The organism is Lentzea chajnantorensis (genome assembly GCF_054300775.1).
This window is the reverse complement of sequence record NZ_JBSDZT010000002.1, coordinates 7,531,062-7,547,928: the sequence shown is the minus strand read 5'-3', so window position 1 is coordinate 7,547,928 and position 16,867 is coordinate 7,531,062. Positions and strand designations below refer to the sequence as shown.

Genomic DNA, 16,867 nt, shown 5'->3' with positions numbered 1-16,867 from the left:
TCCTCAACCCCACGGTTGCTCTTTGCCATGGGGTGCGGTTGGTTGGGTTCGTGGCCGTACGAGTGGTGCTTGCCGACGACGAGTCCCTGCTGCGGCGGGGCCTGAAGGTCCTGCTGGAGGCCGACGGCCGGGTGGAGGTGGTCGGCGAGGCCGCCGACGGCGCCGAGCTCGTCGAGGTCACGCTGACCCACCTGCCCGACGTGGTGCTGGTCGACGTGCAGATGCCGGGCGTCGACGGCCTGGAGGCCGTCCGGCGCCTGCGCACGTGGGCCACCCCACCCGCCATCGCCGTGCTGACCACGTTCGACCTGGACGACTACGTCGCCACGGCACTGGACCTGGGCGCCCAGGGCTTCCTGCTCAAGGACGCCGAACCCGACACCCTCGTCCGCGCCGTCGTCGACCTGGCAGCCGGCGGCGCGGTCCTGGACCCCCGCATCACCGCCCGCCTCCTCCCACGCCTGCGCGGCTTCCGCGCGAACCGCCGCCTGGACTCCCTCTCCGCCCGCGAACGCCAGGTCCTGGAGCTCCTCGCCGGCGGCCGCTCCAACCACGCCATCGCCGAGGAGCTCTGCCTCTCCGAGGCCACGGTGAAGAGCTACGTCTCCACCGTCCTGACCAAGCTGGGCGTCGAGAACCGGGTGCAGGCGGCCCTCGTCGCCCACCAGGTCGGTGTGTGGTGAAGCAGCTCCTGCGCGAGCTCCTGACCGTCGGCACCACCACCGGCGTCGTGCTGCTGACCCAGGACCGCCCGTTCCCGTGGTCGCTCTGGACCGCCGTCCTCGCCGCACTGCTGCTCCCGGTGCGCCTGCGCTGGCCGTGGCTCGCTTCCCTGATCTGCGTCCCCGCCGTGGCCGGCGGCCTCGGCTGGGCCCCCGCACTCGTCGCCCAGTACCGCCTGGGCCGCGAGGAGAAGTCCGTCCCCGTCCAGCTCCTGTGGGTCGTCCTCCTGACCGCGGCCTCCGTCCTCCCCGCCGTGCTGACCGAAACCGTCCCCCTGGGCCCCCTCCTCCTGGCGACGGCGTTCTCCTTCGGCCTCTCCGCAGCCCCCACCGCACTCGGCGCCCTGGTCACCACCCGCAAGGACCTGACCCAGTCCCTCTACGAAACCCGCAGGGCCCGAGCAGCAGAACTGGAAGCCCTCGAAACCTCCGCCCGCGCCGCGGAACGCGCCCGCATAGCCCGCGAAATCCACGACGCCGTGGGCCACCACGCCACCCTCATCGCGGTGGAGTCCGCCGCCCTGGCCGCCACCGCCCCCGACGACACCGTCCGCGCCACCGCCCTCCGCCTCCGCGCCCTGGCGAAGGAGTCCCTCTCCGAGATGCGCACGGCCCTGGGCCTCCTGAACTCCGACACCACCTACCCCTCCCTGCAAGAACTGGTCGACCGCGCCCGCGTGGCCGGCGTCTCCGTGACCCTCATCGAAACCGGCGACGGTGTGACGACCCCAGCCGTGTCCAGAGCCCTCTTCCGCGTCGTCCAGGAGTCCCTGACCAACGTGACGAAACACGCCCCAGGCGCCCCCGTGACCGTGACCGTGGACCGCGGCTCCCCACTCCGCGTGACAGTCGTCAACGGCCCCAGCGACCTCCCCACCCAAGCCGACGGCGGCGGCGCCGGCCTCCACGGCCTGTCCGAACGCATCCGCCTGGTGGGCGGCACCCTCACCACCTCCTACCGTGCAGACGGCGGCTTCAGCGTCACCGCCGTCCTGCCACCCGGCGCTCCGAAGGCCGACGACCGGGACTCGACTTTCGGCGGTGGCGCCCGGGACCCGGCCACCGCATAGTTCTCCTCGTCGGTCGAAGATCGGGGGATCGGTCGGGCCGAGGGGACCCGGTTCGGGTCCCCGCCGCATCTCCGCATCTCTGCATTTCCGCAGGTCGTTGTGGGTGCGGGGGGTCGTTTTTGATCTCCGTTGGTGGTGTTGTAGGATTCTTCTTGCACGCCGGGGAACCGGGAGTGTGGCCGGGACGTGGCGCAGTTTGGTAGCGCACTTGACTGGGGGTCAAGGGGTCGCAGGTTCAAATCCTGTCGTCCCGACGGTCGTGAAAGGCCCTCTGATCGCGGCATAATGCCTGGTCAGAGGGCCTTTCGCATGTCACCGGTTTGATCATAGACGTGATCTTTCCGGGGACCATTTGGGGACCTGAGTGACTAACTGAGTGACAACGGTCTAACCGGCCAGCGGGAAAATGTCGTCCATCGTGATGGCGGCTTGCTGCATCACAGGCACGATCTGGTGGCGGTACACCGTCTCCGTGACCGTCGTGCTGCTGTGGCCGACCAGGCGCGCGATGTCCTCCAGCTTCACACCGGACGCGGAGAGCACCGACACGAAGCTGTGGCGCATCTCCCGCGGCGTCCACTCCTTGCCAACCAGTCCGGCCGCGTTGACGACTCGCCTGAACGCGCGCCGGACGTTGTGCGAGTCGAGGGGCGTACCGACCTTGGAGGCGAACACCAGGTCATGTTCCTGCCAACGAGCGCCGGCGAGCTTGCGTCTGGCGTCCTGGTAGGTGCGGTGCGTCTTCAACGCCTCGACACATCGCGTCGGCATCGCGAGAGTTCGCCGTGATTTCCTGGTCTTGGTGTCACCACCTTCCCGTACCGAGCGCCATACCGAGATCGAGGGCAGCACGAGTGGAACGGTGTCTGGGCTGCCGACCAGGTCCACGTGCGCCCACGTCAACGCACGCAGTTCTTCGGTGCGTGCGCCGATGAGCAGCGACAGCACGATGTAGGCGTGCATCGCGGTGTTCTCCGCTGCGGCCAGCACAGCCTCGACCTGGTCGAGGGTGAGTGACTTGGACGGGCGCCCATCCTGGCCGATCGGCACTTCGCACAACTGCACGACGTTGCGCTTGACCTTGTCGCGTTTCTGGGCCATGCGCACAGCACGATTGAGGATTGAGTGGACCAGGCGCAGGGTGCGGGTGGACAACGTGAGCGACAGTTCCTCCAACCAGTCATCCACTTCATCGGCGGCCAACTCGCGAAGGTTCCGATCACCCAGGCTCGGGATGATGTGCCCGTCCGCAAGGTAGGTGTAGTTCTTCACCGTTTCCTTGCTGCACTTGCGCAACCCGTACTTGAGGAACGCCTGCACCGCTTCCTTGACCTTGTACATGTGCGGTGTGACAGGCAGGCCATCGTCGAGTTCGCGTTGGATCTCCTTGAGCTTTTCTTTGGCCTCCGTGTATGTCTTGCCGCTGGCCCTCCTGGTCTTGCGCTTCCCGCGAGCGTCAAAGCCGAGGTCTACCGTGGCGATGTACCGCTGGCGTGTCTCGTCCCAGTGAATGCCACCGTCGCCGCGGCTACGCCGCTTCTTGGGTTCCTGATTGCTACGCGGTTTCGCCATAGTGCGCCTCCGCCTCCCGCTCCAACAGCGCCACGTAGTCCCGGATGGCCGACGCCGGAATGAGCGTCGCCCTGCCCTGCTTGACGAACCGCAACCGTCCTGCGCGAATCTGTTCGTAGATGACCGAGCGGCTAAGCGAGAGCAGTGCCATCGCTTCCGGAATCTTGTAGAGGTACTTCGCCAAATCAACGATGTTGTTGCTCATGGCTGGGTTCCGTTCTGTGGGGTGGTGCGGTGTGGTCGTCCGGGCGGTGCGTGGTTGGCGGTTCGAGCCGTCCGGACGGTGTGGGTGCCCGCGTGTGCGGGCGGGTGTGGGATGCGGGTTTGCAAACCCGCAAACCCGCAACCGGGGTGTCGCGGGGCTGTGACCTGCGGTGTTGTAGTGCGGGTTTGGGTGCGGGTCAAACCCGCGGGAAACCCGGAGCAAACCCGCAGACCTGCGCTAAACCCGCAACGGGCGCACTTGGTGCGCGGCGGGCGTTCTGCTGTCGTACCGGTCAGGCGGTCAGCGTGGTGGTGATCAGCCGGTGGTCGAGTGACCAAGCGGCCGGGTACTCGGCGGTGGGCTGGTGGACCTGGTAGCTGGTCGGGTCGATCAGTTCGATTGCGGCGGGGTTGGCCAGGTACCAGCTTGTGAGCAGCCGTCCGGTGGACGCGCCGCTGTTGGTGGTGGGCCGGAACGCTTCCTCGGCCGGGACGCCGGCGGCATGGGCCAGCTCGGCGACGGCCCGCCATCCGGCGCCGCCGGCACGGGTGCTGGCAGCGTTGTTCCATTCGCCGATCAACGCGTCCAGGGCGCGGGTGTCGGCGACCCATTGGCCGTGCTGGTCGAGCATCGCTTTGTGCCGGCGCTTGTGGGGCGGCACGAGCGCCCAGTCGCGCTGTGGCAGGTGGGGGCCGCTGCCGGTGGCGTTGAGGTCGCCGACCAGCAGGGTGGGCAGCCCGTCGCCGGCGGGTTCGGCGTCCTGTTCGGCCTCGGCCAGGCGTTCGGTGCCGGAGTCGAACGAGTAGTGCCGCACGATCATCCGCAGCCGGACCGGGTTGCCCCGTATGGCGAATGTCGCGGTGTTGCGCTCGTGGACGGCGTTGGTTTCGTGGTCCAGGCCGGTCCAGGTTTCCAGGCGCAGCACCTGGGGGTCCCACACGATGGCGGGGCCGTAGTCGCCGCGCCGGTGCCAGCCGGGCAGCCCGGTGTACGGGCGGCTGAGCAGGTCGTCCAGAACGGCGCACGCACCGTGGACGCCCGCGCCGCCGTCGTTTGCCCACCGTTGGGCCTCGGTGAGCGCGATCAGGGCGGGGGCGTGGCCGACCAGCGGCGTGAACGCGCGGCGCAGCGGGTCGAAGTCGAATCCGGAGCCGGGCAGCAGCCCGCCGTCGCGGTAGTTCAGGAACGCGGTGCCCACTGTGGTCATCGGATCTCCTTGGTGAGCGCAGGTTTTCGAGTCGGAACTCCTCGCCGCAGAAACGCGCCCACGGCCAAGCCACCGCGCGCGGCGGAGAGATACGTAGCCGGGTGCCGAGCCCTACTAGCTGCGGCTAGACGTCCAACGAGGCCTGTTCGCTGGTGTCTGGCGTGTCGTGGTGGCCGGGTTGTGCCTGCTCGGGGCTGGTTTCGACCCAGAACACGAGGGAGTTGGCGTGGCGGTCGAGGGTGCTGCGCAGGACGTGGCGGCCGTGCCAGCGTCCGACGTGGCCGGTGAGCAGCTTGCCGATGCTCTTCGGGGACAGGATGCGGTCGCGGTCGTCGGTGAGGAACGTGCCTTCCCACCGGTCGACCAGCTGGTCGCCGATGAGCTGGGGTTCGGCGCTGTGGCAGAGGACCTTGCTCCTGAGTCGCTGGTCGCCGTGCAGTTCGTGCCATTGGGCGAGGAACGCGGTCCATTCGGTGTTGGCGTCGTCGGCCTCGCGCATCTCCTCGATGTTGTCGAGGAAGCCGTCGATGCCGTGGTGGGCGAGGAACCCGCCGGCCGCGCCTGCCCAGCTGGTGAACTGGCGCATGGTGTGACCACTGCGGGGTGCTCCGGCGTTGATCCAGTCCATGACCAGGATGAGCAGGTGCCGCAGGACGGTGACGCGGTTGGCGGGTTTCTTGAGCCAGTCGTCCAGGTGCGGGATGCCGAACCCGGTCTGGTCGCGCTGGTCGGGGTGCGGGTCGTTGGGGTCCAGGCGCACCAGGGCGGTGCGGGTGGCCATGTCGCCGCCCAGGCGGATGTTGTTGCCGGTGGCCAGCCAGAGCCGGTCGTTGGCGGCCTCGAACCCGGCGCCGTTGGAGCCCAGGTTGCGCGCATCCCACTGCGGGCCGGTGAGCAGCTTCGCGAGCACCGCGGAGTTGACCTCGGTGCCTTCGGCGAGGTTGTCCCAGAGCATGACCGGGGCGGTGCTGTGCAGGGCGGAGGTGATGGCCTTCTCCAGCTCGGAGTCGTCGCCCTTGCGCCACACGAGGTGCTTGCGGCCGTAGAGGTAGCCGGGGATCTCGGCCAGCAGCGTCTTGCCGCTGGACTGCGTGGTGGCGGAGATCAGCCCGAACGGGGTCAGGCACCCGAGGAACGGCCGCAGGATCGGGGCGACCAGCAGGCCGATGTGGTTGGCCTTGTCCGCGTCGGCGACGAAGGGGAAGTTCCGCAGCAGCTTGCCCAGCAGGAACTCACGCGCGTCGTGGACTTCCTGTGTGGACGGTTGCGCGGGGATGGGCGGCATGGCGGTGGCCGGGGCGTAGTACAGGCCGGTCCCGGTGTCGTATCCGGCGGTCTGCAACAGGGTGCCGTCCGGGCGCAGCACCGGTGAGGTGACCACGCCGGTCAGGGGGCGGACGTCGGGCCAGTAGCGGGTGGACAGCACCGCGGACAGGGCGGCTTTGGTGGGGCTGGCCTCGACCTCCTCCCACTGCTCGGTGTCCTTGTTCTTCTTCTTGCGGAACACGAACGCGTGGTGGGCCAGCAGCCAGGCCAGCGACGGGGCGGTGAGCGGGTCGGCCTGCACGGGCAGTGCACCGGTGGCGGCCTGGTGGGCGTGCTCGGCGGCACCGGCGGCTTTGCCGGATACACGGGACAGGTGCACCAGCTGCCCGCCGGCCACGTAGACGTCCGGGAGCGTGCCCTGCCCGAGGGCGGTGGTCAGGACGCGGATGGTCTCGGCCTCGCCGCCGATCTGGATGGCGGGACGGTCGGTGGGCGGCGCGTGGTCGTCGGCGCCGCCGGTCGAGGTGTCGTTGCTGGTGTCGGCGGTGATGCTCACGCGCGGTCCTCCTCTCCGTGCCGGGGCGTGGTTGGTGCGGCGGTGGTGCGGGTGGTGCTCACGCGGCGCTCCGGATGTCGGGAACGGGAAGCGGCCGGGCGAACCCGGATGCCAGGACGTAGCGGATCTCCCCGGCTGGGAGCCCGGCGTGCCGGGCGGCGTCGGCCAGGGCAGCCTCGACCACGTCCCGGTCGATCCACCCGGCGGCGGCCATGCCCGCCAGGCGGGTGGTGGAGCGGAACAGCTTGCGGTTGCGCCCGCTGTCGGGCTCCATCGCGGCGAGCTCGGCGCAGGCGGACCGCAGCGCGCTGGCGGCGTAGCGGGCCGGGCCGCTGTTCCCGCCGGTGACTGCGGGCACCGATGCGGGCGTGGTCGCGGCGGCCGGGGCGGTGGTGCGGTCGTGGCCGGTGCGGGTCAGAGCGTCGGCCAGCCACGGGTCCAGCGGGCGGGGTGTGGTGGTGGTGGAGCTGCGTCGGTAGAGACCGGCTTGGCTGGTGGAGCCGGGCAGCACGACATAGCCGCCGTAGGCCTTGATGTCGATCTGCCAGCCAAGTCCTGTTCGGACGGTGTCGTCGCCGTCGCGGACCTTGCCGTGACTTCCTTTCCAGTCCCGGCCGCCGTCGTCGTAGACCAGGTGCAGGCCACCAGAGGGGGTGTCGGTGGTGAACGTGTCGGTGCCGACCGTGCCGCCGGACAGGGCGGCCAGGGTGGCGTAGGTGTCCAGGCCATCGGCGGGCAGTGGTTCGTCGGCGGGCCAGGCCAAGCCGTTGAGCGGGTGACGGGGTGGCGGGCCGGGGCGGGTGTCGAGGTCGACCGCGAGCAGCCCGGACACGGCGAGGTGCACGGCCCAGACGCTGGTGTGCCAGCGCTGCGCCCACCGGCCGATCACGTGCGGGTCGGTGGTGGCGGCCCACACTCCGTGGCACAGCGCCCCGTCACCGCGGGCCAGGCACGGGCAGGTCTGCGGGGTGTGGTCGGTGTTCTCGGCGCGGCAGTCGGCACAGCCGCGCAGCGGGGTTTTGGTGCCGTAGTTGAGCGGCAGGACGTGCCAGCCGCGGTGCACTGCCAGCCACAGCGCGGCGTCGGCGGCGGCCTGGACAGTCGGGTTCGTGGTCATGGTCATGGTCGGCCGGTTCCTTCCCGGTGGGCTGTGGTGGTTGCGGTGCAACGGGAAGCGGGGCACGGCCTGGTATGGCCGTGCCCCGCTTCGGCTGGGTGGGTCAGTCGCGCAGTTCGATACCGGCGTCGGCCAGTGCGCCCTCAATGGCTTCATGGGCGATGAACAGGTGATCCGTCAGCGAGATCGAGAGAACCTGTTGAGCGTGCAGCGATTGAAGGATTCGCATCATCTGGTCACGGGTGACACTGCTGCCCAGACCAGCGCGGTCGGCCTGGCATTGCGTGCAGCCGAACAGGGCACTGCACTTGGTCTTGTTCGGAGGGCCGTCCGCCGGTTCGGGCGAGTCGTGCAGCCACCAGCCGTGGCGCGACCATCCGAGACACAGCCACTGGCGATTGCGTTCCCTCACTTGACCTCCACACGGATCGAGTCCGCCAGCGACGGCGGGCCGTCGATGTGCAGGACGATGGCGGTCATGTTGTCGAGCGGTTCGCCGGCGGGTGCGGCGTCGAGGGTTGCGGCGATCAGCTCGTGCGCCGCCTGGTCGACGTCTTCGGGGAACGCGGTCAGCACGGCGGCGATCTGGTCGTCGGTGAGGACCTTGTGGATGCCGTCGCTGGTGAGCAGCACGCGTTCCGCGACGACGTCCGCGACGGGGATGGTGGCGACGGTGGCGTTGGCGATGCTGGTGCGCACCCAGTTGTCGTGCAGCTGGGCGTGCTGCTCCTGCACGCCGACCATGCGCAGCAGCTCGCCCACGGTGTGGTCGGTGGTGTGGCGGGTGAGCACCCCGCCGGTCATCGAGTAGACGCGGCAGTCACCGACGTGCGCGATGACGGTCGCCCGGTCGGAGGGGTAGACGACCGCGACCGCACCGACCGCGTTGGGCTTGGGCGTCTCCGGTCCCGGCCCGGAGATCAGCTCGTGCGCGGCCAGCAGACCGGGCACCGTGCCGCGGCGCGTGGCCATGCGGGCGGCGACCTCGGCCAGCAGACCGGCCGTGTGCTCGACCTCGGGCGTGCTGCCGATGCCGTCGACGATCGCGACCGCGGTGGTGAAACCGTTGCTGTGCACGGCGGTGGCGTCGCAGTTGTGCGACCGGCCGCCGATGTCGGTGGCGGTACCGACCGACACGGTCATCGTCTTGTAGTCGTGACGGATCACAGCTCTCCTGACTGGGTTGGGTGGTGTGTCTGTCGTGGACAGCGGTTGGTGGCTGTCGCGTCGTGGGTGCGCGCGGGTTACAGGACCTGTGCGAGGCGGGTAGCGAGCCACTGCGCGACGTTGGAGCTGACGGCGTTGCCCGCCTGCATGGTCTGTTCGCCGGAGTTGCCGGTGACGATGTAGCTGGCCGGGAACCGTTGGGCGGCCAGGTGCTCACTCGGCTTGAGCATGCGGAAGCGGCAGTCCTCGACCGCGTACCCGGCGTGCATGAGGCCGTGCTGCTCACGGGTGGCGACGGTGGAGATCGGCTGGGTGTCCGCGCGGTGCGGCTTGGCGCCACGCCGGTACGGCACGACCAGGCTGTGGTTGCCGCCGGACGCGGTGACCGCCCCGAGGGGCTGCGTGACGGGCCGGGACTTCGAGGGGGCATGCCCGCCGTAGTGGCGTGTCACGAACGCGTCCTGCGGCACGACCAGGCCGTGGTGGTTGCCCCCCGCGGTCACGGTTGCCAGCGGGTGCGCGACGGGGCGGGCGGTCGAGCCGCCGCCGCGCAGCTCGGCCACGAACGGCGGCGCGACCGCCAGGCCGTCGCCGATCTTCGTGGTGCGTGAGGGCAGCGGTCGGGCGTCGGCGGGGTAGGCGCGGCCGTGGCCGTCGTGGTTGACCGACACCATCACCGGCGGGCACACCAGCGCGTCGGTGTCGCGGGTGGTGCGGGTCCGCATCGGCGCGGCGATCGGGCTCGGCGCCTCGTTCCACGTCCCGCCGGCCGGTGCCAGGAACGGCGGCACGGCGACCCCGTCACCGGGAGTGCCGGTGCGGGCCATCGCCGGGGACCGCAGGGCGGGCCACGCCCGCACGTAGTCCGACCCCGGCCGCTCCCACGTGTTTCCACCGGCGGCGGCGACGATGGGTTCGGCGAACATGTCCAGCCCGGCCTGGATGCGCTTGATTGTCTTGGCGGCCAGGGGCTTGGTGCGCTCGCCGATGACCTGCCCGAGGTCGGACCAGTCGATCGCCGCCGACGCGGGCAGCACGTACGGTTCCACGACCGCGTGGCGGCACCGGCTGTTGGGGCAGCGGTAGAGGTACTGCTGGCCGTACTTGCCGATCGCGCGGCGCTCCGGCCGCTTCCACGACTGGACCGCCTCGACCACCTGGTCGCAGCTCGTGCAGTAGGCGACCGGGCGCGGGGCGACGTCGGGCAGGGCGATGTCCTTGCGGGTGAACACGATGTAGAGCCGGTCACGCCACTGCGGTGCGTGCGGGTTGCCGGGGCCGCCGATGTGGGCGCTGCTGACGGAGACGTACTGGACGTTGTAGCCGGGGCGCAGCTGGCACATGCCCTGCACCCACCAGTCGAACAGCTCCCAGTCGCTGGCCACGTTGGTGACGTTCTCGACCAGGACGGCCTTGTAGCGGTGAACCTCGGTGGCGCGGATGACGTCGTGGAACGTGGCCCGCGTGCGGGTCAGGGCGTCGGTGCTGACCGGGCCGTGCTCGTTGAGGTCGGCCAGCAGGTCCAGCTGCCCGCGGCTCTTCTTGCGCCCGCCGGCGGGGCTGAGCTCGGTGCAGATCGGCGAGGCCCACAGCACGTCGGTGCGGGGCAGGCGGCGCATGTCGTAGTTCGACACGTCCGCGCACAGGTGCTCCGCGTCGCGGAAGTTCGCGGCGTGCGTCTCGATCGCGCGGTCCCAGTGGTTCGCGGCCAGCTTCAGCTCGAACCCGGCGGCGGTCAGGCCGATCGAGGAACCGCCCGCGCCACAGAAGATGTCGGTGTAGGTGATGCTCATGGCGTCTGCCTTTCGCGCTCGACAGGACGCGAGCCGCGCCCCTTCGGAGGTGTGAAGGGCAGGCCCCACTAGCCCGCGCGGGGTAGTGGGGCCTGCTGGTGAGGTGTGCGGCTGGAAGGTGCCGGGAAGGATGCGGGCGTGGATGCGGGTTTGCGGGTGTCGAACCCGCGCGTCCGGCTAAACCCGCACCCAAACCCGCATGGTGTTTCCGCAGCTCAAGCGTTCTGCCCGAGCACGTCTGCGGGTTTGCGGGTTTGTTCTCTCATCCTGAGAAGAGTTGTTGTTGTAGTTAGGCGCGTGCCGTGTGCGCGGGTGCCGGGCCGGGGCTGCTGGGCAGCTCATCGCCGTGTCGCGTTCGCGCGCTCGCAGGCCGGGCACTTGATGTTGCCCGACAGCGACGGGAACCAGACCCTGTTCGTCTCCGAGCTGTCGATGGTGTCCCCGCACGCCGTGGTGACAGTGCCGCTCCACCAGGACTTGGACGCTACGACGTGCATGACCTCGCGTGTCATCAAGTACCTCATCTCTGTCACTGTGAGTGACCGTGTGGGGGTGCGTGGATAGGCCGCGTGCACGGTGGTGCGGGTGCGTCGCGGTGAGGGTGTATGGGTGTTGCGGGAGAGGCGTGGGACCCCTAGCAGCGGCCGAAAACAGGGTGTTTTCGGGGGTTTTCGCTGGTGGCGAGGGGGTGGGTCCCGGGGTCCCATTGCGAGTGTTTGCCCTGCTCATCCCATGGGACCCCGTCGTGGGAGGGGGTATGGGACTAGTCCCACGGACACGGCGGGGTCCCATTAGGGGTCCCGCCGCGTCGCGGCGCCGTCCAGACCGCGTGCACGGCCCTATTCGGCGGTGTCGGACTCGTCGTCGAACGCCTCACCTTTGTCACGCTTGGTGATTGCGGTGCGGACGTCATCGGCCTTGATGAGCTTGACGCTGGCCTTGACCACCGGGATGCCCCAGTGGCGCAGTTCCTCGGCGAGACGTTCGGCGTTCCAGCTTTCGTAGGTGGTCGGGTTGTCCTCGATCAGCCGCGCGAGCACCACGGTGGTGCGGGTGCGGTCCTCATCGCGCATGGCGCGTTCGATGGCGGCCAGGTGATCGACCGGTTCGGGCTCCTCGGGGGTCTCGGCCGCGGTGACCTGGCGGCCGTGGCGCTTGAGGATGTCCATCGCGCGGGCGATGACCGCATAGGCGTCCTTGGTGGACACGTAGTGGCTGCGCACGATGACGAACGCCTGACCTGCGGGAATGTCCTCTACTTCGCCGGTCATGACGATGGTTCCGGCGTCTGCGCCGGGCCGCAGGTCCTGTGGGCGGGCGCCCCGGTCCACCGCGTCGGCCAGGATCATCTTCGCGGTGGCCTCGTTGGGGACGTTGAGCGAGCCGCGCACGTGCGCGCCCTCGCGGACCCGCACCGGAAGCGTGCGGTCGTCCGGGCGCTGGGTGGCTTGCATGAGGTGGATGTTGACCGCGCGTGCCTGGTCGTGCAGCCGCTTGGCGGCCTTGACCGCGCGGGCACCGTCCTTGGTGCCGCCCACCGGGTGCTCCGCGCCGTAGAGGACCTGGCACTCGTCCACGATCAGGTAGACCGGGTGGAACCCGGAACCCTTGCGCCGCGAGATCTCCCGCGTGATCGGCCCGACCATGTTCTGGTCGGCTTTGGCCTGGTAGCGGCGTTCCATCTCCGCCACTCCCCATTCGAGCATGGCGGCGGTGGCTTCGGCGTCCTCCTCGGTGGAGCCCTCGATGAACGTGGTGGCGCGCGGGGTGAACATCTTCCAGTCGCCGTCGCCCTTGAGATCGGCGATCTTGAGTTCGATCGTCGGATCGAGCGCCAGGCACAGGGCGATCAGCCGCATGACGGTGGATTTGCCCTGCTTGGAGGTGGCGCCGATGAGCCAGTGCTTCTGCAGGGCGCCGACTTCGATCTGTTCCTGGCGCATGGTGACGCCGAACGGGATGCGTTCGCGGAACACGTCGAACTCGCCGGTCTCCAGCAGCGGCCAGGCCGGGGCGGGCTTGTCCATCGTGCCCTTGTCGGCCACCCACAGGTCCAGCACGCGGGCGTCGGCGGCCGGGTCGCGCTGCGGCCACACCTCGTGCTTGTGCCGCCCGAGGTTGCCTGCCAGCAGTTCGACCTTCTTCGATGGCAGCAGCTCGGCCGCCACCACCCCGAAGGGCAGTCTGACCTGCAAGTATGTGCCGCCGCCCTGCTCACGCGGCTGGATCAGGTACTCCAGCTGGCCGCCGTCCTTGAGGAACTTGGTCAGGGCGGGGAGCTTGACGTGCATGAGCGCCTGGGTCACCAGGTCCGGCGTGATCTCGGAGTCCATCTCCGCGCGCTCGATGTCGCTGACCAGCCAGCGCGGCACGATCCCGGCACGCTGTCCTTCGCGCCAGGCGGCGAACAGCCACGCCGGGGCCGCGCCCCACAGCACCGTGTGCAGGGCGATCGTGACGAACACGCCGGCGATGCCGACGACGTCACCGACCAGGCTCCACCAGTCGCTCCACGTCCAGCCGCCGGGGGTGAGCTGGAAGGCCAGCCCCGCCATCAGCATGACGCCGGCGGCGATGATGGTCACCACCGCGGCGGCCCGCAGGCCCGCGTAGATGGTGGCCGGAAGCTCACGCATGCGTTGCGCGCGACCGGTTTTGAGCATGTTCAGCCGCTCGGTCCACTCGGCCAGGGCGACGCTGTCTCCCTGCATGCGGGCCAGGCGGATCTGTTCGCGGACGTGGCCGAAGGTCACCGCGTCGGTGGCGCGGCGCATCCACGACCCGTGGCCCTGCGCCACGGTCCATCCCGCGCGGGCGGTACGGCGCACGGCCTTGCCGCCCCGCGTGACGACCACGACCCGCGCGCGGCCGATGCGGGTCTGGGGGATGGTGCGCAGCTCCCCGCGCTGTACCCGCGCCTCCAGCTCGGCAGCCGCGGGGCCGGTCACGATCTCGCTGTCGTGCGTTCCCGGCTGACCCGCGTCGCCGTCCACGGCGTGCTGATCGGCGGCGGTGGTGGTGCGGTGCGCGGACAGGTCGTACACCCGCGCACCGGGCTCGTCGGGGTGGTCGGGCTGTGTGTTGCCTGGGGTGCTCATGCGGTCACCTCCTGACGGCCGTCGTCGCCGCCGTTGTCGTGGTCGGTCGCGGCCTGCCACACGGCCGCCGCGTAGGTGGCGCGGATGCGCAGGAACTTGCGCACCGCGTCCTTGCTCGGCGAGGCCGGAAGGCGCCCGCTGTCGATGGCCGCGCGGACCCGCGCGACGTAGCCGCCGAACTTGTCGGCGATCTCCGCCGGGACCTCCACCGCCGGGGCCTGCGCGGGCGTTTGCCCTCTTCCCGAGGGGTGCGGGGTCTTCCCGGTCGTGGTGGTGTCCGGGGCCGGGAGGGCGGCGAGGTAGGCGCCGATCTGGTCGGCCAAGTCGTCTGCCACTTCGTCCCCGAGGGGGTCGACGGGAAGACCGGGAACGGTCGCCGGGACCAGCCGCGACCGGGGGCCGAACCCGCCGCGCAGGACGAACGTGCCGGGCCGGTAGAGCAGGGTCGCGGTGCCGTCGGCGGCGACCTGCGCGGCGGCCTGGCGGACGGCGGCGCGGCGCACGCGCTGCAACCGGCGGTGCGCGTCGCGCTCGACCTTCAGCGCGGCGCGTTCAGTGCGGGTGCGGCGGGTGCGCATGGGGTTGGCGTGCACGAGCTGGTGCACGACCACGCCGCCGATCGACACCAGCGCCATGACGATGCCGTGGCCGATGCCCCCGCCGTCCGCGTCCAAGCCGTGGACGAAGTTCAGTGCCGCGGCGACGGCGGCGAACACCCACGTGCCCAGCTGCAACCAGCCGGTGGCCCGGCCCGCGCGGGCGGCGATGGCGACGGCGAACGCGAACACCCACATCGCCCCCTCGGAGAACAGGGGCAGCAGCACGCCGGGTGCGCCGAAGATTTTCGTGCCGTAGTCGGCCATCGCGGTCCAGGCGAGCACCGCGGGGACGATGATGACCGGCAGGAACAACAGGTCGAGCACGTGCGCGCGGCACCAGCCGGTGAGCGTGGCCAGGCGGGCGGCGCGGTCGGCGCGGGCCTTGTCGGCGGCCTGGCGGCGCAGCTGCGCGTCTGCGGCCTTGTCGGCGCGGCGCTGCTCCAGCAGCATCCGCTGCGTCTCGCGTGCCTGCTCGGCGGCGGCCACGCGGTCGGCGCGGCGGTTCTCGGCCCAGGTGCTCATGCCATTGCCTCCCAACGGGTCTGGTGCGCGCGGCGGCGCGGGTTGAACGAGCTACGAGCACGGTGCAGGCGTGCCTGTGCGGAACGGCCGGCGGCACGCGGCAGGTACAGCAGCGCGGCGGCGGCCAGCAGCGCGGGCAACGCGAACGCGGCGGCCTGCACGGCCGGGTTGTCGGCGAACCCGGTCACGAACGCCCACTGCGCGACGGCGATGCCGCCGGTGAGCACCAGCAGCTTCCACAGCAGCACCGCCAGCGCCAGCGCGACACCGGAACCCAGCAGCAGCGGCAGCATGAACGGGTCGCTCATCGCGTCCCCCCCGGCCTGGCAGGCGCCGCGGGCGTCGGCGGAGTACTTCGCGGCCAGCACGCAGGCGTCGTCGTGCTCGGGGTGGCTGGGGTCGGAGGTGATCGGGGTGAGCAGGTGCACGCACTGGGCGAACCAGGCGGAGACCTCGCCGTGGGTGGCGGTCAGGGACGGGCAGTGCTCGGTCATCGCGGCCATGACGGCGCGCAACGTCGTGCGGGTGGCGGTCGAGGGCATGACACAGAGGTCCTTTCTGCGAGGTGGTGAAGCCCTTGGCGGGCGGTGCGTGTGTTGGGCGGTTCGAGCCGCCCGTCAAGGGCGTGGAGGGTCAGGCGGTGTAGGTGCCGGTCATGCGTGCCGGGCCGCATCCCTGCGGGCAGTCACCCCAGGTCTCGATGCTTCCGCGTCCGCCGCGGGGCACGTCCACGGTCTTGTCGAACCAGCCGGGGTGCCCCTTCGGGCACTTGCCCTGCACCCGCACGACGATCCTGACCAACTTGGGGGCCATGGCTGTCACCTTTCGTTGCTGCGAATGGGTAGTGCGGCCTGATACAGGCCGGAGTGGACGGTGCGGAGGGCAGTCAGAGCACGTGCAACGCGGTACGCAGCAGCGGCAGGTGCGTCGGGTAGAGCTGTCCGCCGTCCTTCTTCTGCACGGCGTTGACCAGCGCCACCAGGCTGCTGAACGGGAACCAGGCGGCGTCGAGGGCGTCGTCGGCGCCGACCGCGAGCACGGTGTGCGGCAGCCGGTACACCGCGGCGGTGGTGCAGATCCAGGCGTGGTCGGAGTTGCGCGGGTCATCGACGTAGCCGCACGCGACGATCGCCGGCGCCTGTCCGGCCAGGTCGACTCCGGTTTCCTCGCGCAGCTCCCGCACCAACGCGGCCGGGGCGGTCTCGCCGCGGTCGACCATGCCGCCGGGGATGGCCCACTGCCCGGTGTCACTGCGCAGGATCAGCAGCACGTAGCGTTCGCCGTCGCGGTCGAGGTCACCGGCGACCACGATCGGGTCGGCCGCGGGGTTCTCACCCCAGCGGCCCAGGTTGCGGCCGGTCTTGCCGGTGCGGCCGGTGGGGTTGAGCGGCCAGCGGTAGGCGTCGAAGGTGAACGGCACCAGCGCCCGCGCCGCGCGGGTGGGCCAGTCCCGCACGTCCTCCGGGGTCACCGCGGGCTCGGCCCAGCCTTCCGCCACCGACTGAGCCAGGCCCGTGCGGCGCAGCTGGGGCGGGGTGATGTCCACGGGCGTGTAGTAGGGCCAGGACGTCGTCCACGGCCGCAGGTCGGCGGGCACGGGGATTCCGGGCGGGGTGAACTTGTTCTCGGGCATGGTGAACAGGCCCTTTCGGGTCGAGGTGGACTGGAGGGACGTCACGCTTTGCCCGTGCGCACAGGTGCGGGACACTGTGCGGGCCTGCGCGCGGTCCTGGTGGACCGTGTGAGGTGGTGCAACCTGGTCCGGCGGTGCGTGCTTGGCGGTTCGAGCCGCCGGACCAGGGCCTGTCAGCACGCGCCAGGGCTGCGTGCTCAGCTGCGGGGTGGCTGCGAGCGCGCCGCGGTGCCGCGCTCGTTGTCGGTGAGACGCCGGCGGATCAGGTCCGCGGCGTCGGTGCTGGCGGTGTCAGCGATCTCGGCGAGCAGCCGCCGCAGGTCTTCCTCGGTGCTCACGA

At 70.6% G+C, this 16,867-nt stretch carries 17 protein-coding genes and 1 tRNA gene; 3 read left to right on the top strand and 15 right to left on the bottom strand.

Annotation, left to right across the window (positions count from 1 at the left end; genetic code table 11):
- Nucleotides 1–50: 50 nt before the first annotated feature.
- From ACVDFE_RS35980 to ACVDFE_RS35970, 3 genes are all read left to right on the top strand, one after another.
- Nucleotides 51–683, top strand: a complete 633-nt coding sequence (locus tag ACVDFE_RS35980; RefSeq protein ID WP_360398895.1) for a response regulator transcription factor — start codon at nucleotides 51–53, stop codon at nucleotides 681–683.
- Nucleotides 677–1,792, top strand: a complete 1,116-nt coding sequence (locus ACVDFE_RS35975) for a sensor histidine kinase (RefSeq protein WP_458433597.1) — start codon at nucleotides 677–679, stop codon at nucleotides 1,790–1,792. Before ACVDFE_RS35980 ends, ACVDFE_RS35975 begins: the two co-directional genes overlap by 7 nt.
- Nucleotides 1,793–1,972: 180 nt before the next feature.
- A tRNA-Pro gene (locus ACVDFE_RS35970) sits at nucleotides 1,973–2,046 on the top strand.
- Nucleotides 2,047–2,179: 133 nt separating this feature from the next.
- On the opposite strand, the gene ACVDFE_RS35965 is transcribed toward ACVDFE_RS35970, so the two are convergent.
- The 15 genes from ACVDFE_RS35965 to ACVDFE_RS35895 all read right to left on the bottom strand — a co-directional run bounded on the left by ACVDFE_RS35965 (nucleotide 2,180) and on the right by ACVDFE_RS35895 (nucleotide 16,865).
- Nucleotides 2,180–3,364, bottom strand: coding sequence for a site-specific integrase (locus tag ACVDFE_RS35965; RefSeq protein WP_458433596.1), 1,185 nt, complete (start codon nucleotides 3,362–3,364; stop codon nucleotides 2,180–2,182).
- On the bottom strand, nucleotides 3,348–3,569 hold the full coding sequence (locus ACVDFE_RS35960) for a helix-turn-helix domain-containing protein (RefSeq protein ID WP_458433595.1): 222 nt from the start codon (nucleotides 3,567–3,569) through the stop codon (nucleotides 3,348–3,350). Before ACVDFE_RS35960 ends, ACVDFE_RS35965 begins: the two co-directional genes overlap by 17 nt.
- Nucleotides 3,570–3,861: 292 nt before the next feature.
- Nucleotides 3,862–4,776, bottom strand: coding sequence for an endonuclease/exonuclease/phosphatase family protein (locus ACVDFE_RS35955; protein ID WP_458433594.1), 915 nt, complete (start codon nucleotides 4,774–4,776; stop codon nucleotides 3,862–3,864).
- 124 nt (nucleotides 4,777–4,900) lie between these two features.
- Nucleotides 4,901–6,598 (bottom strand): hypothetical protein, encoded by a 1,698-nt coding sequence (locus tag ACVDFE_RS35950; RefSeq protein ID WP_458433593.1) that lies wholly within the window; start codon nucleotides 6,596–6,598, stop codon nucleotides 4,901–4,903.
- Nucleotides 6,599–6,656: 58 nt separating this feature from the next.
- A complete protein-coding gene (locus ACVDFE_RS35945; protein ID WP_458433592.1) occupies nucleotides 6,657–7,721 on the bottom strand; it encodes a bifunctional DNA primase/polymerase in 1,065 nt (354 codons plus the stop codon).
- A 97-nt stretch (nucleotides 7,722–7,818) separates the two neighbouring features.
- On the bottom strand, nucleotides 7,819–8,127 hold the full coding sequence (locus ACVDFE_RS35940) for a hypothetical protein (RefSeq protein WP_458433591.1): 309 nt from the start codon (nucleotides 8,125–8,127) through the stop codon (nucleotides 7,819–7,821).
- Nucleotides 8,124–8,882 carry a PP2C family protein-serine/threonine phosphatase gene (locus tag ACVDFE_RS35935; RefSeq protein ID WP_458433590.1) on the bottom strand — a complete coding sequence of 253 codons (759 nt, stop codon included), beginning with the start codon at nucleotides 8,880–8,882 and terminating at the stop codon, nucleotides 8,124–8,126. The genes ACVDFE_RS35940 and ACVDFE_RS35935 overlap by 4 nt, the downstream gene beginning before the upstream one ends.
- Nucleotides 8,883–8,959: 77 nt before the next feature.
- Complete coding sequence (locus ACVDFE_RS35930) at nucleotides 8,960–10,675, bottom strand: DNA cytosine methyltransferase (protein WP_458433589.1); 1,716 nt, start codon at nucleotides 10,673–10,675, stop codon at nucleotides 8,960–8,962.
- Nucleotides 10,676–11,013: 338 nt separating this feature from the next.
- Nucleotides 11,014–11,199 carry a hypothetical protein gene (locus tag ACVDFE_RS35925; protein ID WP_458433588.1) on the bottom strand — a complete coding sequence of 62 codons (186 nt, stop codon included), beginning with the start codon at nucleotides 11,197–11,199 and terminating at the stop codon, nucleotides 11,014–11,016.
- Nucleotides 11,200–11,514: 315 nt separating this feature from the next.
- Complete coding sequence (locus tag ACVDFE_RS35920; protein ID WP_458433587.1) at nucleotides 11,515–13,773, bottom strand: hypothetical protein; 2,259 nt, start codon at nucleotides 13,771–13,773, stop codon at nucleotides 11,515–11,517.
- A complete protein-coding gene (locus tag ACVDFE_RS35915) occupies nucleotides 13,770–14,894 on the bottom strand; it encodes a hypothetical protein (RefSeq protein WP_458433586.1) in 1,125 nt (374 codons plus the stop codon). The genes ACVDFE_RS35920 and ACVDFE_RS35915 overlap by 4 nt, the downstream gene beginning before the upstream one ends.
- Complete coding sequence (locus ACVDFE_RS35910) at nucleotides 14,891–15,436, bottom strand: hypothetical protein (protein ID WP_458433585.1); 546 nt, start codon at nucleotides 15,434–15,436, stop codon at nucleotides 14,891–14,893. Before ACVDFE_RS35910 ends, ACVDFE_RS35915 begins: the two co-directional genes overlap by 4 nt.
- A 91-nt stretch (nucleotides 15,437–15,527) precedes the next feature.
- On the bottom strand, nucleotides 15,528–15,707 hold the full coding sequence (locus ACVDFE_RS35905) for a hypothetical protein (RefSeq protein ID WP_458433584.1): 180 nt from the start codon (nucleotides 15,705–15,707) through the stop codon (nucleotides 15,528–15,530).
- A 73-nt stretch (nucleotides 15,708–15,780) separates the two neighbouring features.
- Nucleotides 15,781–16,527, bottom strand: a complete 747-nt coding sequence (locus ACVDFE_RS35900) for an NUDIX domain-containing protein (protein ID WP_458433583.1) — start codon at nucleotides 16,525–16,527, stop codon at nucleotides 15,781–15,783.
- Nucleotides 16,528–16,724: 197 nt separating this feature from the next.
- Nucleotides 16,725–16,865, bottom strand: a complete 141-nt coding sequence (locus tag ACVDFE_RS35895) for a hypothetical protein (RefSeq protein ID WP_458433582.1) — start codon at nucleotides 16,863–16,865, stop codon at nucleotides 16,725–16,727.
- Nucleotides 16,866–16,867 lie beyond the last annotated feature (2 nt).